The following is a 14,673-nucleotide window of genomic DNA, read 5'->3' on the forward strand; positions in this document are numbered from 1 at the left end:
TCAGCTCAGGATTGCAAGCCGCGTATTGTAATGCTTTGGTGCGGTTGTGACCAGTATGAAGGTTGTCAACCTCAGGGCCGCAAAAATCCGGTAAACTTAAGGTATTCTCCAATAAGGAATAGTGACCATGACACTCCTGAAAACCGAAGTTGCCGTTGTTGGCGGCGGTATGGTCGGCGGCGCGCTGGCGCTGGGGCTGGCGCAGCAGGGATTTGACGTAACCGTTATTGAACAGGCGGCTCCGCCGGCATTCGATCCTGCCAGCCAACCGGACGTGCGTATTTCCGCCATCAGCGCGGCCTCTGTTGATCTGCTTCGCGGGCTGGGCGTCTGGGAGGCGGTGCTGGCGATGCGCGCGCACCCATACAGCCGTCTTGAAACCTGGGAGTGGGAAAATGCTCACGTGTCGTTTGATGCCGCCGAGCTGAAACTGCCGCGCCTGGGCTATATGGTGGAAAACAACGTGCTCCAGCAGGCACTCTGGCAGGCGCTGGAGGCGCACCCGAAGGTGACGCTGCGCGTTCCGGACTCGCTGAAAGCCCTGCATCGTCATGATGGCGGGTATCTCCTGACGCTGGATAACGACGATGAGCTGGCCGTGAAGCTGGTGGTGGGGGCGGATGGCGCGAACTCGCAGGTCAGGCAGATGGCAGGCATTGGGATCCATGCCTGGCAGTACCAGCAGTCCTGCATGCTGATCACCGTGCAGTCAGAAAACGCGCCGGGCGAAAGCACCTGGCAGCATTTTACGCCGAACGGCCCGCATGCATTCTTACCGCTGTTTGATAACTGGGCTTCGCTGGTGTGGTACGACAAACCGGCGCGCATTCGACAGTTGCAGGGGCTGTCCATGGATCAGTTGCAGCGCGAAATTCGCCAGCACTTCCCGAGTCGTCTGGGTAACGTGACCCCGGTTGCCGCCGGCGCATTCCCGCTGATGCGACGCCATGCGTTACAGTATGCCCGTGAAGGACTGGTGCTGGTGGGAGATGCGGCGCACACCATTCATCCGCTGGCGGGGCAGGGGGTGAATCTGGGATACCGTGACGTCGATGCGTTACTGGATGTGCTGGGTAACGCTCGCGCCCACGCGGAAGCCTGGGCCAGCCATCAGGTACTGAAGCGCTACCAGACGCGCCGTATGGCGGATAACTTCATTATGCAGTCGGGGATGGATCTGTTCTATGCCGGGTTCAGCAATGATGTTGGTCCTGTGCGTATAGTGCGCAATATTGGATTGATGGCGGCGGAGCGTGCCGGTGGGCTGAAGCGTCAGGCCCTGAAATACGCCCTCGGACTCTGATCTTTATTCCCTCTCCCCGTGGGAGAGGGCATCAGGCCGCACTATTCTGAACAACAAAAAAGCCCGCAGAGCGGGCTTGTTTGTTTTAAGTGGCTGGGGTGCAGGGATTCGAACCCCGGAATGCTGGTATCAGAAACCAGAGCCTTACCGCTTGGCGACACCCCAATTGCGTTAAACAAACTGCTTAACGACTTTAAAGTGGCTGGGGTACGAGGATTCGAACCTCGGAATGCCGGAATCAGAATCCGGTGCCTTACCGCTTGGCGATACCCCAACAATGTTCAGTTTACCGAATCGTATTCGATAACATAAATATGGTGGCTACGACGGGATTCGAACCTGTGACCCCATCATTATGAGTGATGTGCTCTAACCAACTGAGCTACGTAGCCAGTACTGCAATCTTCGATGGCTGGGGTACCTGGATTCGAACCAGGGAATGCCGGTATCAAAAACCGGTGCCTTACCGCTTGGCGATACCCCAATACCGCGGAGAACCGCATAATCGAAGAAATATGGCTGGGGTACCTGGATTCGAACCAGGGAATGCCGGTATCAAAAACCGGTGCCTTACCGCTTGGCGATACCCCATCCGTGCAACGCTTACCTGGGAATGGTGCGGGAGGCGAGACTTGAACTCGCACACCTTGCGGCGCCAGAACCTAAATCTGGTGCGTCTACCAATTTCGCCACTCCCGCAAAAAAGATGGTGGCTACGACGGGATTCGAACCTGTGACCCCATCATTATGAGTGATGTGCTCTAACCAACTGAGCTACGTAGCCATCTTTTTTTCGCGTTACCTTATCGGCGTTGCGGGGCGCATTATGCGTATAGACCCTTGCAGCGTCAACACCTTTTTCAATGAAAATAGCCGGAATGTGACTGTTTGGTTAGGTTGCGAACAGCGAGGCCGAATATTCGACAATTATTGGTTATTAATCGATTTTATGCGGAGAAAAGAGAGACAAAAAAATCAGGCCCCGGAGGGCCTGATGATACTCTGAACATTATTTATAGGCAGACTGGTGAACGCCCACCGCGCGTCCTGACGGATCGTTCATCGCTTTGAATGATTCATCCCATTCAATGGCTTTGGCAGAAGAGCAGGCGACCGATGGGCCACCCGGTACGCACTCTGCTGCGCTTGGAACCGGGAACAGCTCCTCAAAGATCTCACGGTACAAATACGCTTCTTTCGAGGCTGGCGTGTTGTACGGGAAACGGAAGCTCGCAGTTTCCAGTTGTTGATCAGAAACCTGTTTCGCCGCCACCTCTTTCAGGGTGTCGATCCAGCTGTAACCCACGCCATCCGAGAACTGCTCTTTCTGACGCCACGCCACGCTCGCCGGCAGGTAGGATTCAAAACATTCTCGCAGGATATGTTTCTCCATTTTGCCGTTGCCGCACATTTTGTCCTGCGGGTTGATGCGCATCGCCACATCAAGGAATTTCTTATCGAGGAACGGCACGCGGGCTTCCACACCCCAGGCGGACATCGCTTTGTTGGCGCGCGCGCAGTCAAACATGTGCAGCGCCTGTAGCTTACGCACCGTTTCTTCATGCAGCTCTTTGGCGTTTGGCGCTTTGTGGAAATAGAGGTAACCGCCAAATACTTCGTCAGAACCCTCGCCGGAGAGCACCATCTTGATGCCCATCGCTTTGATCTTCCGCGACATCAAATACATCGGCGTGGAGGCGCGAATGGTGGTCACATCATAGGTTTCAATGTGATAGATCACATCGCGGATCGCATCCAGACCTTCCTGTACGGTGAAGTGAATTTCATGGTGCACCGTGCCGAGATGATTTGCCACTTCCTGGGCGGCTTTCAGGTCAGGTGCCCCTTCCAGACCCACGGCAAAGGAGTGCAGCTGCGGCCACCAGGCTTCAGAGCGCTCCTGATCTTCCACGCGACGTGCGGCGAATTTCTTGGTGATCGCGGAGATCACGGAGGAGTCCAGACCGCCGGAGAGCAGTACGCCGTAAGGTACGTCTGACATCAGGTGGCTTTTCACTGACTCTTCCAGGGCCTGACGCAGTTCGGCTTTGTCCGTCACGTTGTCTTTCACCGCCTCATAATCAAACCAGTCGCGCTGGTAGTACGGGCGGATCTCGCCGTCTTTACTCCACAGGTAGCTACCTGCCGGGAACTCTTTGATGGTGCGGCACACCGGCACCAGGGCTTTCATCTCTGAGGCAACGTAGAAGTTGCCGTGCTCATCGTGTCCCATGTACAGCGGGATAATACCGATATGGTCGCGGCCAATCAGGTAAGCGTCTTTTTCGCTGTCGTACAGCGCGAAGGCGAACATACCTTGCAGATCGTCGAGGAACTCCGGGCCTTTCTCCTGATACAGCGCCAGGATCACTTCGCAGTCTGAGCCGGTCTGAAACGCGTAGCGATCGCCGTACTCGGCGCGCAGCGCCTGATGGTTGTAAATTTCACCGTTAACAGCCAGCGCGTGCGTTTTTTTCTCGTTATACAGCGGCTGTGCGCCAGCGTTGACATCAACAATGGAGAGACGTTCGTGAGCCAGAATCGCTTTATCGCTGGCGTATACGCCTGACCAGTCCGGACCGCGATGGCGCATCAGGCGGGACAATTCGAGTGCTTTTTTACGCAGTTCGCCCGCGTCAGTTTTAATATCCAGTACGCCAAAAATAGAACACATAACCTTCTCCGTTAACCCTGTTGCGTTGTGATGTTGCTTGCTTATGAAAATGCCGCAAAAGGGGGAGGGGGCGCAAGCGTTTTACCGATGAAAACGTAAAAAGTGCAATGGCGATTGCCGAATCTTAAAAAAAGAGTATGTCTTAAGCAATTCTATTGATGATTTCTCAATGAAGGGCTGGTTTCGTTAGATGAAGTGATGTTTTCAGACGGCAGAAATGAAAAACCACGCCTTTAGGCGTGGTTCTGAATCAAATAACGTCGATTTCGTCGACAGAAGGGTAAATCCAGCTTGGCCGGAACGGCATCGTATCAATGTCATCAAGCTGTGAAACGCCAGAAAGCACCAGGATGGTTTCAAGCCCCGCCTGGAAGCCAGCCAGAATATCGGTACGCAGGTTGTCGCCCACGATGACGGTTTCTTCTGAGTGTGCCTGCATCGTATTCAGTGCGGCGCGGATGATCCACGGGCTCGGTTTACCGACAACAAACGGCTTACGACCCGAGATTTTTTCGATACCGGCGCACAGCGCACCGCAGGCGGGATAAAAACCACGACCGTGCGTGTCCGGGTTGGTGGCGATAAAACGCGCACCGTTGGCGACAAAGTAGGCTGCCTTATGCATCATCTCCCAGTTAAAGGAGCGCGTTTCGCCCACGATGACAAAGTCCGGGTTCACGTCGGTGATGGTGAAGCCCGCTTTATACAGCTCGTGGATCAGCGCACCTTCACCAACCACATAGGCTTTTTTGCCTTCCTGACGCTTCAGGAAATCCGCGGTCGCCATCGCAGAGGTATAGAACACGCTGTCCGGGACGTTGACGCCTGCGGTAGCAAAGCGGTTTGCCAGATCCTGACCAGTCTGTGAAGGGTAGTTCGTGAGAAGAACCAGTGGCATTCCTTTGTCGATGATGCGGTGAAGAAACTCCGCAGCACCCGGCACGGCAACGTTGTCGTGCATCAGCACGCCGTCGATATCACAAATTACATTCTTAATGGTCATGGACAATCCGACATCAAAAAAAGAAGGCGTTACTATAAGGTCCGATCAGGATTCCAGCAAATGTTGCAGCAGGATCCCGTTGAGCATGGCACGTTTTACCAGGGCGAATGCGCCAATTGCCGAGCGGTGATCGAGCGTAGATCGCACCACCGGCAAATTCTGGCGAAATGCCTTCAGCGCCTGGGTATTGATGCAGCCTTCAATGGCGGGCAGTAACACTTTTTCGGCTTCAACGATCTCGCCGGCAATCACCACTTTCTGCGGATTAAACAGGTTGATGGCAATGGCGATGGTCTTACCCAGGTGGCGTCCTACCTGTTCGATCACTTCGCAGGCCAGCGCATCGCCTTTGTTTGCCGCTTTGCAGATGGCGCCGATCTTACAATCGTCCAGCGTGACGCGGCTCTGGTAACCCTGCTCCAGCAGATGGCGAACGCGATGTTCAATGGCGGCATTGGCGGCAACGGTTTCAAGACAGCCAAAGTTACCGCAGTGGCAGCGCTCGCCAAGCGGTTCCACCTGGATATGACCAATCTCGCCTACGTTACCGTTACGGCCAATAAAAATGCGGCCATTCGAGATGATGCCCGCACCTGTACCACGGTGAACGCGCACCAGAATAGAGTCTTCGCAGTCCTGGCTCGCACCAAAGTAGTGCTCCGCCAGCGCCAGCGAGCGAATATCGTGACCAACAAAGCAGGTCAGCTTGAAGCGCTTTTCCAGCGCCTCAACCAGCCCCCAGTTCTCTACCTTAATATGCGGCATGTAGCGAATAACGCCGCTTTCCGGGTCAACCAGGCCGGGCAAAATCACCGAGATGGCGATGAGTTCACGGATCTTGCGCTGACAGCTTTCGATGAAATGCGCAATGGTATTCAGCAACGCGTGTTCAAGCGTCTCCTGCGTGCGCTCAGGAAGGGGGTAGTGTTCTTCGGCAATGGCCTTGCTGCTCAGATCGTAGAGCGTAAGCGTGGTGTCATGACGTCCTAAGCGAACGCCAATGGCCTGAAAATTGCGGGTTTCCGTGACGATGGAAATCGCGCGGCGGCCCCCGGTGGAGGCCTGCTGATCGACTTCTTTGATCAGGCCGCGCTCAATGAGCTGACGTGTAATTTTTGTCACGCTGGCGGGAGCAAGCTGGCTTTGTTCGGCTATCTGAATGCGTGAGATTGGCCCGTGCTGGTCAATCAGGCGATAAACCGCCGCGCTGTTAAGTTGTTTAACGAGATCGACATTACCGATTTGAGCTTGTCCGCCTGGTGTCATACTTTTACTTACTCAGTGACGACCTCGTTACCATTAACGATGGTCTTAATAATTTTATAATCGTGTGTGAACGCCGTCAGGTTTGCAACCATACCTGGCGCAATACCGCCGAGCTGTTTATCGACGCCAATGGCGCGCGCCGGATAAAGCGTGGCCATGCGCAGCACTTCCTCAAGCGCGATGCCGCAATGTTCAACGAGGTTACGTACCCCTTCGATCATCGTCAGAGAAGAACCGCTCAGCGTGCCGTTCTCATCCACACACAGTCCATTCCGGTAGTATATTGTTTTACCAGCAAAAATGAACTGGTCAATATTCGCCCCTGCCGGAGCGGTAGCATCCGTCACAAGGCAGAGCTTGTCGCCTTTCAGGCGTTTGGCGTTGCGGATGTTGGTGTAATCGACATGCAAGCCGTCGGCGATAATGCCGCAGTAGACGTCTGGTTCATCCAGAATGGCGCCAACCAGTCCCGGTTCGCGGCCAGTAATATAGGGCATCGCGTTATAAAGGTGTGTGGCAAACGTAATGCCTGCGCGGAAACCGGCCTTCGCCTCTTTCAGCGTCGCGTTCGAATGGCCCGCAGACACCACAATCCCGGCGGCGGCCAGTTTGCTGATAACGTCCGTGCCGGTCATTTCCGGGGCCAGCGTTACTTTGGTGATCACATCGGCATTGGCGCACATGTAATCCACCAGCTCGGCATCCGGTTTGCGCACGTAGTTTGGGTTATGGGTGCCTTTCTTGACCATATTCAGCCATGGTCCTTCCAGGTGCAGGCCCAGCGCCTGATTCGGATGTTTTGCCAGGTATTCGCGCATGACGCGGATACCCTGTTTCATCAGGTCATCGCTGCTGGTGATCAGCGTTGGCAGATAGCTGGTGCAGCCCGATTTCTCGTTGGCTTTTTGCATGATTTCCAGCGTTTCAACCGATACCGCCTCTGCGGTATCGTTAAACTGGACACCGCCGCAGCCGTTAAGCTGTACGTCGATGAAACCGGGGGAGATTACTGCTCCATTGAGGGAACGCTGTTCGATCTCCGGCGGCAGTTCCGCCAGCGGGCAAACACGTTCAATCAGGCCATTGGCGATTACAATCGCATGGTCATCCAGAATTTCATGGCCGGTATAAATCCGACCGTGGGTTAAAGCGTACATATCGACCCCCGGTTAAAAAAAGCGACCGCCTCGGATAAAAGAGGCGGTTATTCAATTACAGACCTTTGATGTTCTCAGCTTCCAGCTCGTTGAAGTATTTCAGCGTTTTCACTTTCAGCTCCATGGTGGACGGTTCGTCACACACGACAACCGCTTTTGGATGCAGCTGTAAGCAGCTGATCGTCCACATATGGTTCACGTTGCCTTCAACGGCAGCCTGAAGCGCTTGCGCTTTCACCGCGCCCAGCACCAGAATCATCACTTCTTCGGCATCCAGCAGCGTGCCCACGCCTACGGTCAGCGCGTATTTAGGCACCTGATTGACGTCGCCGTCAAAGAAGCGGGAGTTAGCCACGCGCGTATCATGGGTCAGCGTTTTAATACGGGTACGGGAAGCCAGTGAAGATGCCGGTTCGTTGAACGCGATATGACCATCTTTGCCTACGCCGCCCATAAACAGGTGGATTTTACCGTAGGAACGGATTTTTTCTTCATACTGACGGCATTCTGCGTCAATATCAGGCGCGTTTCCATTCAGCAGGTTAATGTTTTCAGCCGGAATATCAACGTGATCGAAGAAATTACGGTGCATAAAGCTGTGGTAACTTTCCGGATGTTCCTTCGGCAGGCCGACATATTCGTCCATGTTGAAGGTCACAACGTGTTTAAAGCTAACCTGGCCCGCTTTGTGCATTTCAACCAGAGCTTTATACGCGGTCAGGGGCGTGCCACCGGTTGGAAGACCGAGAACGAAAGGACGATCGGCTGTTGGTTTGAACGCGTTGATGCGGTTAACGATATGACGAGCAGCCCATTTTCCGACTTGTTCAGCTGTTGCCAGGGGAATCAGTCTCATTATTCACCTCTAAAGTTTAAGTAAAAGTGGGCGGATGATTAGTGCAACCTGAACTAAGCGTAACCTGGAACCTTTCAGGCCGGATCAATCCGTCTTGATTTTTTGAATGATAAAATAAGTTTTCGTCGTTAGCCAGTGAAAGGGAGGGTTTAATACGATATTTGGTGACAATAATCACAAAAAATAGGTGTTTAATTTGCGATACGAATTAATTTTTCACACACTCACACTGCCAGTGAATCATCAACTGTATCTATCGTTCGTGACACAATAAAAACATAGTTTATGCGCGAGTCTTAACAAAGGGTCTCGTAGGGGGAATAGGATGAATATTTTAGGTTTTTTCCAGCGCCTCGGTAGGGCTTTGCAGCTCCCTATCGCCGTGCTACCGGTTGCAGCGTTGCTGCTGCGATTCGGGCAACCCGATCTTCTTAACGTGCCGTTTATCGCCCAGGCAGGCGGCGCAATTTTTGACAACCTGGCGCTGATTTTCGCCATCGGTGTGGCGTCAAGCTGGTCAAAAGACAGCGCTGGTGCCGCGGCACTGGCAGGGGCTGTCGGTTACTTCATCCTCACGAAAGCGATGGTAACCATCAACCCTGAAATCAATATGGGTGTGCTGGCAGGTATCATTACCGGCCTGGTGGGTGGCGCCGTGTACAACCGTTGGGCAGGTATCAAACTTCCTGACTTCCTGAGCTTCTTCGGCGGTAAACGTTTTGTGCCGATTGCGACGGGCTTTTTCTGTCTGATCCTCGCCGCCATCTTTGGCTACGTTTGGCCACCGGTGCAGCATGCTATCCATGCGGGTGGCGAGTGGATCGTGTCTGCGGGCGCAATGGGCGCGGGCATCTTCGGTTTCATTAACCGTCTGCTGATCCCAACCGGTCTGCATCAGGTACTGAACACCATCGCCTGGTTCCAGATTGGTGAGTTCACCAACGCGGCCGGCGCGGTATTCCACGGTGATATCAACCGCTTCTACGCAGGCGACGGCACCGCGGGCATGTTCATGTCTGGCTTCTTCCCAATCATGATGTTTGGTCTGCCTGGCGCGGCGCTGGCAATGTACCTGGCTGCGCCGAAAGCGCGTCGCTCAATGGTTGGCGGGATGCTGCTGTCCGTTGCGATCACCGCCTTCCTGACCGGCGTGACCGAGCCACTGGAATTCCTGTTCATGTTCCTGGCACCGCTGCTGTATCTGATGCACGCGATCCTGACCGGTATCAGCCTGTTCGTCGCCACCCTTCTGGGTATCCATGCTGGCTTCTCCTTCTCCGCAGGCGCCATCGACTATGTGTTGATGTACAACCTGCCGGCGGCAAGCAGCAACGTCTGGATCCTGATGGTGATGGGCCTGATCTTCTTCGTTATCTACTTCGTTCTGTTCAGCGCGGTTATTCGTATGTTTAACCTGAAGACGCCGGGCCGCGAAGATACGAAAGATGATGTTGTGACCAGTGAAGCCAACAGCAATACCGAAGAGGGTTTAACCCAGCTGGCAACCAACTACATTGCCGCTGTGGGTGGCACCGACAACCTGAAAGCGATCGATGCCTGTATTACCCGTCTGCGTCTGACCGTAGGTGACTCCGCGCGCGTGAGCGATGCAATGTGCAAACGCCTGGGTGCGTCTGGTGTGGTGAAACTGAACAAACAAACCATCCAGGTTATCGTGGGTGCGAAAGCCGAATCTATCGGCGATGAAATGAAAAAAGTGGTTGCCCGTGGGCCGGTCGCTGCCGCCTCAACGGATAACGCGCCAGTGGCTGACGCGCCGGTTGCAAAACCGCAGGCTGTGCCAAACGCGGTGACCATCGCTGCGCTGGTTTCTCCGGTGACAGGTGACGTTGTTGCGCTTGAGCAGGTGCCTGACGAAGCGTTCGCCAGCAAAGCGGTCGGTGACGGCGTGGCGGTGAAACCAACGGACAAAACCGTGGTCTCTCCGGCTGCCGGTACTATCGTGAAAATCTTCAACACCAACCACGCGTTCTGCCTGGAAACGGAAAAAGGCGCGGAGATCGTTGTCCATATGGGTATCGATACCGTTGCGCTGAACGGTCAGGGCTTTACTCGTCTGGTGGAAGAGGGTGCTGAAGTGGCGGCAGGTCAGCCGATTCTGGAAATGGATCTGGACTTCCTGAACGCCAACGCGCGCTCCATGATAAGCCCGGTCGTGTGCAGCAACATCGACGACTTCAGCGGTCTGGTGATCCAGGCGCAGGGGCAGGTGGTTGCAGGCCAGACGCCACTGTATGAGATTAAAGGCAAGTAATCGCTCCTGAGTAGAGTTATGCCTTTAGCGGCGGGGGATATCCTCCGCCGCTTTTTTTTGCAGCAATTGCCCCCATTATTTTCTTCCGGGACGTTTTAAGGGTTGTCACTACGTCCGGCTTATAAGATCATATGCCGTTATACGTTGTTTACGCTTTGAGGAATCCACGATGAGTGAGGCAGAAGCCCGCCCGAGTAACTTTATTCGTCAGATCATCGATGAAGATCTGGCCAGTGGTAAGCACACCACAGTCCACACGCGTTTCCCGCCGGAGCCAAATGGCTACCTGCACATTGGTCACGCCAAATCGATCTGCCTGAACTTTGGTATTGCGCAAGATTACCAGGGGCAGTGCAACCTGCGTTTCGATGACACCAACCCAGTAAAAGAAGACATCGAATACGTTGAGTCGATTAAAAACGACGTGCAATGGCTGGGCTTCAACTGGTCTGGCGATATCTGCTACTCCTCAGACTATTTCGATCAGCTGTATGCCTATGCGGTTGAACTGATTAACAAAGGTCTGGCATACGTCGACGAATTGTCTGGTGACGAAATCCGTGAATACCGCGGTACGCTGACTCAGCCTGGTAAAAACAGCCCGTTCCGCGATCGTAGCGTGGAAGAGAACCTGGCGCTGTTTGAAAAAATGCGTGCCGGTGGCTTCGAAGAAGGTAAAGCGTGTCTGCGTGCCAAAATCGATATGGCGTCTCCGTTCATCGTGATGCGCGATCCGGTGCTGTACCGCATTAAGTTCGCTGAACACCACCAGACCGGTAACAAGTGGTGCATCTACCCGATGTACGACTTCACCCACTGCATCAGCGATGCGCTGGAAGGCATTACGCACTCTCTGTGCACGCTGGAATTCCAGGACAACCGTCGTCTGTACGACTGGGTGCTGGATAACATCACCATTCCTGTGCATCCGCGTCAGTATGAATTCTCTCGTCTGAACCTGGAATACACCGTGATGTCCAAGCGTAAGCTGAACCTGCTGGTCACCGACAAGCACGTTGAAGGCTGGGACGACCCGCGTATGCCGACCATCTCTGGCCTGCGTCGTCGTGGCTACACCTCGGCGTCCATTCGTGAGTTCTGCAAACGTATTGGCGTTACCAAGCAGGACAACACCATCGAAATGGCGTCTCTGGAATCCTGCATTCGCGAAGACCTGAACGAAAACGCGCCGCGCGCGATGGCAGTGATCGATCCAGTGAAACTGGTCATCGAAAACTATCCGCAGGGTGGAAGCGAACTGGTCTCGATGCCTAACCATCCGAACAAACCGGAAATGGGCACCCGCGACGTGCCGTTCAGCGGTGAAATCTGGATCGATCGCGCCGACTTCCGCGAAGAAGCGAACAAGCAGTACAAGCGTCTGGTGCTGGGCAAAGAAGTGCGTCTGCGTAACGCCTATGTGATCAAAGCCGAGCGCGTAGAGAAAGATGCGGAAGGTAACATCACGACCATCTTCTGTACGTACGACGCAGAGACGCTGAGTAAAGATCCGGCGGATGGCCGTAAAGTGAAAGGTGTGATCCACTGGGTGAGCGCGCAGCATGCGCTGCCGGTTGAGATCCGTCTCTACGATCGTCTGTTCAGCGTACCTAACCCAGGCGCTGCGGAGGACTTCCTGGCGGTTATCAACCCTGAGTCGCTGATTATCAAGCAGGGGTATGCCGAGCCGTCTCTGAAAGCCGCTGAAGCCGGTAAAGCGTTCCAGTTTGAACGTGAGGGTTACTTCTGCCTGGACAGCCGTTACAGCACGGCGGAAAAACCGGTATTTAACCGTACCGTCGGTCTGCGTGATACCTGGACTAAGATCGGCGAATAATCACGCTGGCATGGTCAATGAGAAACAAACGCCGCATAATGCGGCGTTTTTTTATTTAACGATCATGTCGTTAAGCATCGGGATGATGAATTAAAGCCAACATTCCAGGTCAATGTGGTGCTACTTATTTTATTTAAAAAAGTTTGTTGTTTTCCAAAAACAGAAACGCTGAAAAATATATTCACAATATCAATGTTACTTACTGAAAATTAGCGTATTCCCCCGCCAGTACTTGCTTCCCGGTAAATGTTACAAAGCACTACGAAATATGTGCTCTTCGTCATAATCCTGACTTTTGCCTGATTAAAAGCATTGATAATTCGCGTCGCGAAAAATAACCTAAAGACGGTAGTTAATTCGAGGGTATTTCTGACTACCCCTGACCACTTGGTCTTTTCTGTTTTTCGCCGTTTAAGGCGTTTTAATTCGTCAAAGAGGAATAATCTATGCGTACGTTCAGTGGCAAACGTAGTGCGCTGGCGCTGGCTATCGCCGGTGTGACAGCAATGTCGGGCCTGGTGGTTGCGCCAGAGGCAAAAGCAGCAGGTTTCATCGAAGATTCCACCCTCACGGGCGGTATTTATTACTGGCAGCGTGAGCGTGACCGTAAAGACGTCACTGAAGATAAATACAAAACCAACCTTTCTCACTCGACCTGGAACGCTAACCTTGATTTCCAGTCGGGATATGCCGCCGATATGTTCGGGATCGATATTGCAGCGTTCACCGCAATTGAAATGGCCGAAAATGGCGACAGCGGCCATCCGAACGAAATTGCGTTCTCCTCCAGCAATAAAGCCTACGACGAAGACTGGTCCGGCGATAAAAGCGGAATCAGCCTGTATAAAGCGGCTGCAAAATTCAAATATGGTCCGGTCTGGGCGCGTGGAGGTTATATCCAGCCAACCGGCCAGACGCTGTTAGCACCGCACTGGAGCTTTATGCCAGGTACCTATCAGGGTGCGGAAGCCGGTGCTAATTTTGACTACGGCGATGCGGGGGCGTTGAGCTTCTCCTATATGTGGACCAACGAGTACAAAGCGCCGTGGCACATTGAGATGGACAAGTTCTATCAGAATGATAAAAAAACCAAAGTTGATTATCTCCACTCGCTGGGGGCGAAGTACGACTTCAAAAACGATCTGGTGCTGGAAGCTGCTTTTGGTCAGGCTGAAGGCTATATCGATCAGTACTTTGCTAAAGCCAGCTACAAATTTGATATCGCGGGTAGCCCGCTGAGCACCAGCTATCAGTTCTACGGTACGCGCGACAAAGTCAGTGATGGCAGCGTAAATGATATCTATGACGGCACCGCGTGGTTACAGGCGTTGACCTTCGGCTACAAGGTAGGTCAGGTTGATTTACGTCTGGAGGGAACATGGGTCAAGGCAGAAGGGCAGCAGGGCTACTTCCTGCAACGTATGACGCCAACCTACGCCTCTTCCAATGGTCGTCTGGATATCTGGTGGGATAACCGCTCTGACTTCAACGCCGACGGCGAAAAGGCGGTCTTCTTCGGCGCAATGTATGACCTGAAGAACTGGAACCTGCCTGGCTGGGCAGTGGGTGCGTCCTACGCGTACGCCTGGGACGCGAAGCCAGCAGATATGGCTACGCCAGACGCCTACTACGATCCGAATTACCGTCTGAAAGAGTCTTCATACAGTCTGGATGCGATTTACACCCTTCAGGAGGGCCGTGCGAAAGGCACGATGTTCAAACTGCACTTCACCCAGTATGACAACCACTCCGATATCCCGAGCTACGCGGGCGGTTACGGCAACATCTTCCAGGATGAACGTGACGTGAAATTCATGGTCATTGCGCCATTCACAATCTTCTGATGAATACGCAGGCGGGCGAAATCCCGCCTGCATGGAGACTGCATATGATGAAAAAAATGGTAATCGTTGCGCTGCTGGCATCGGGGCTGGTGGCGTGTGCGCAGGATCAGGCGCAGAAAGAAGACTCCCGTCTGAAGGAGGCGTATAGCGCCTGCATCAATACAGCACAAGGATCGCCAGAGAAGATTGAAGCCTGCCAGAGCGTGCTGAATGTGCTGAAAAAAGAGAAAGCGCATGAGCAGTTTGCGACGCAGGAAAATGTTCGCGTGATGGATTACCAGGCCTGTATCCAGGCGCGGAAAAGCGGTAACGATCAGGAAGTGGCGAAGCGTTGCGATAAGATCTGGGACGAGATTCGCAATAACAATAAATAAGTTGCTTTATGCCCGGTGGCGCTGCGCTTACCGGGCCTACAACGGTGTCACAGCCCGTAGGCCCGGTAAGCGCAGCGCCACCGG

At 53.7% G+C, this 14,673-nt stretch carries 10 protein-coding genes and 7 tRNA genes; 5 read left to right on the forward strand and 12 right to left on the reverse strand.

The window, feature by feature from the left end:
• Window positions 1–127 precede the first annotated feature (127 nt).
• A complete protein-coding gene (ubiF, locus tag AC4OVU_RS06720) occupies window positions 128–1,303 on the forward strand; it encodes a 3-demethoxyubiquinol 3-hydroxylase (RefSeq protein WP_040117374.1) in 1,176 nt (391 codons plus the stop codon).
• Window positions 1,304–1,393: 90 nt separating this feature from the next.
• Here the strand turns inward: ubiF and AC4OVU_RS06725 are convergent.
• From AC4OVU_RS06725 to nagB, 12 genes are all read right to left on the reverse strand, one after another.
• A tRNA-Gln gene (locus AC4OVU_RS06725) sits at window positions 1,394–1,468 on the reverse strand.
• 34 nt (window positions 1,469–1,502) lie between these two features.
• A tRNA-Gln gene (locus AC4OVU_RS06730) sits at window positions 1,503–1,577 on the reverse strand.
• Window positions 1,578–1,618: 41 nt separating this feature from the next.
• Window positions 1,619–1,695, reverse strand: a tRNA-Met gene (locus AC4OVU_RS06735).
• Window positions 1,696–1,712: 17 nt separating this feature from the next.
• A tRNA-Gln gene (locus AC4OVU_RS06740) sits at window positions 1,713–1,787 on the reverse strand.
• 32 nt (window positions 1,788–1,819) lie between these two features.
• Window positions 1,820–1,894, reverse strand: a tRNA-Gln gene (locus AC4OVU_RS06745).
• 23 nt (window positions 1,895–1,917) lie between these two features.
• A tRNA-Leu gene (locus AC4OVU_RS06750) sits at window positions 1,918–2,002 on the reverse strand.
• A gap of 8 nt (window positions 2,003–2,010) precedes the next feature.
• Window positions 2,011–2,087 (reverse strand) — tRNA-Met (locus AC4OVU_RS06755).
• Window positions 2,088–2,312: 225 nt separating this feature from the next.
• Window positions 2,313–3,977, reverse strand: coding sequence for an asparagine synthase B (gene asnB, locus AC4OVU_RS06760; RefSeq protein WP_015571128.1), 1,665 nt, complete (start codon window positions 3,975–3,977; stop codon window positions 2,313–2,315).
• A 250-nt stretch (window positions 3,978–4,227) separates the two neighbouring features.
• Complete coding sequence (gene nagD / locus AC4OVU_RS06765) at window positions 4,228–4,980, reverse strand: ribonucleotide monophosphatase NagD (RefSeq protein ID WP_003858667.1); 753 nt, start codon at window positions 4,978–4,980, stop codon at window positions 4,228–4,230.
• Between the two features lie 45 nt (window positions 4,981–5,025).
• On the reverse strand, window positions 5,026–6,246 hold the full coding sequence (nagC, locus tag AC4OVU_RS06770) for a DNA-binding transcriptional regulator NagC (protein WP_006809613.1): 1,221 nt from the start codon (window positions 6,244–6,246) through the stop codon (window positions 5,026–5,028).
• A gap of 8 nt (window positions 6,247–6,254) precedes the next feature.
• Window positions 6,255–7,403: an N-acetylglucosamine-6-phosphate deacetylase gene (gene nagA / locus AC4OVU_RS06775; RefSeq protein ID WP_023296119.1), complete on the reverse strand. Its 1,149-nt coding sequence runs from the start codon at window positions 7,401–7,403 to the stop codon at window positions 6,255–6,257.
• Window positions 7,404–7,458: 55 nt separating this feature from the next.
• The gene (gene nagB / locus AC4OVU_RS06780; protein ID WP_491928648.1) at window positions 7,459–8,259 is read right to left on the reverse strand and encodes a glucosamine-6-phosphate deaminase; all 801 of its coding nucleotides are present in this window, start codon (window positions 8,257–8,259) and stop codon (window positions 7,459–7,461) included.
• A gap of 325 nt (window positions 8,260–8,584) precedes the next feature.
• Here nagB and nagE point away from each other — a divergent pair, with 325 nt between their 5' ends.
• The 4 genes from nagE to chiQ all read left to right on the forward strand — a co-directional run bounded on the left by nagE (window position 8,585) and on the right by chiQ (window position 14,589).
• The gene (nagE, locus tag AC4OVU_RS06785; RefSeq protein ID WP_023296120.1) at window positions 8,585–10,534 is read left to right on the forward strand and encodes a PTS N-acetyl glucosamine transporter subunit IIABC; all 1,950 of its coding nucleotides are present in this window, start codon (window positions 8,585–8,587) and stop codon (window positions 10,532–10,534) included.
• A 169-nt stretch (window positions 10,535–10,703) separates the two neighbouring features.
• Window positions 10,704–12,371: a glutamine--tRNA ligase gene (gene glnS, locus AC4OVU_RS06790; protein ID WP_023303298.1), complete on the forward strand. Its 1,668-nt coding sequence runs from the start codon at window positions 10,704–10,706 to the stop codon at window positions 12,369–12,371.
• A 446-nt stretch (window positions 12,372–12,817) separates the two neighbouring features.
• Complete coding sequence (chiP, locus tag AC4OVU_RS06795) at window positions 12,818–14,215, forward strand: chitoporin ChiP (protein ID WP_017694280.1); 1,398 nt, start codon at window positions 12,818–12,820, stop codon at window positions 14,213–14,215.
• A gap of 47 nt (window positions 14,216–14,262) precedes the next feature.
• Entirely contained in the window at window positions 14,263–14,589 is a 327-nt protein-coding gene (chiQ, locus tag AC4OVU_RS06800; protein WP_032102682.1) for a ChiQ/YbfN family lipoprotein, read from the forward strand.
• The last annotated feature ends 84 nt before the right edge of the window (window positions 14,590–14,673 follow it).

Source organism: Enterobacter sp. 6722112, from assembly GCF_058661685.1.

Excerpts from the sequence above, each read along its gene's own strand:
- ubiF (WP_040117374.1), top strand. The coding sequence starts at position 128 with ATGACACTCCTGAAAACCGAAGTTGCCGTTGTTGGCGGCGGTATGGTC.
- asnB (WP_015571128.1), bottom strand. The coding sequence starts at position 3,977 with ATGTGTTCTATTTTTGGCGTACTGGATATTAAAACTGACGCGGGCGAA.
- nagD (WP_003858667.1), bottom strand. The coding sequence starts at position 4,980 with ATGACCATTAAGAATGTAATTTGTGATATCGACGGCGTGCTGATGCAC.
- nagC (WP_006809613.1), bottom strand. The coding sequence starts at position 6,246 with ATGACACCAGGCGGACAAGCTCAAATCGGTAATGTCGATCTCGTTAAA.
- nagA (WP_023296119.1), bottom strand. The coding sequence starts at position 7,403 with ATGTACGCTTTAACCCACGGTCGGATTTATACCGGCCATGAAATTCTG.
- nagB (WP_491928648.1), bottom strand. The coding sequence starts at position 8,259 with ATGAGACTGATTCCCCTGGCAACAGCTGAACAAGTCGGAAAATGGGCT.
- nagE (WP_023296120.1), top strand. The coding sequence starts at position 8,585 with ATGAATATTTTAGGTTTTTTCCAGCGCCTCGGTAGGGCTTTGCAGCTC.
- glnS (WP_023303298.1), top strand. The coding sequence starts at position 10,704 with ATGAGTGAGGCAGAAGCCCGCCCGAGTAACTTTATTCGTCAGATCATC.
- chiP (WP_017694280.1), top strand. The coding sequence starts at position 12,818 with ATGCGTACGTTCAGTGGCAAACGTAGTGCGCTGGCGCTGGCTATCGCC.
- chiQ (WP_032102682.1), top strand. The coding sequence starts at position 14,263 with ATGAAAAAAATGGTAATCGTTGCGCTGCTGGCATCGGGGCTGGTGGCG.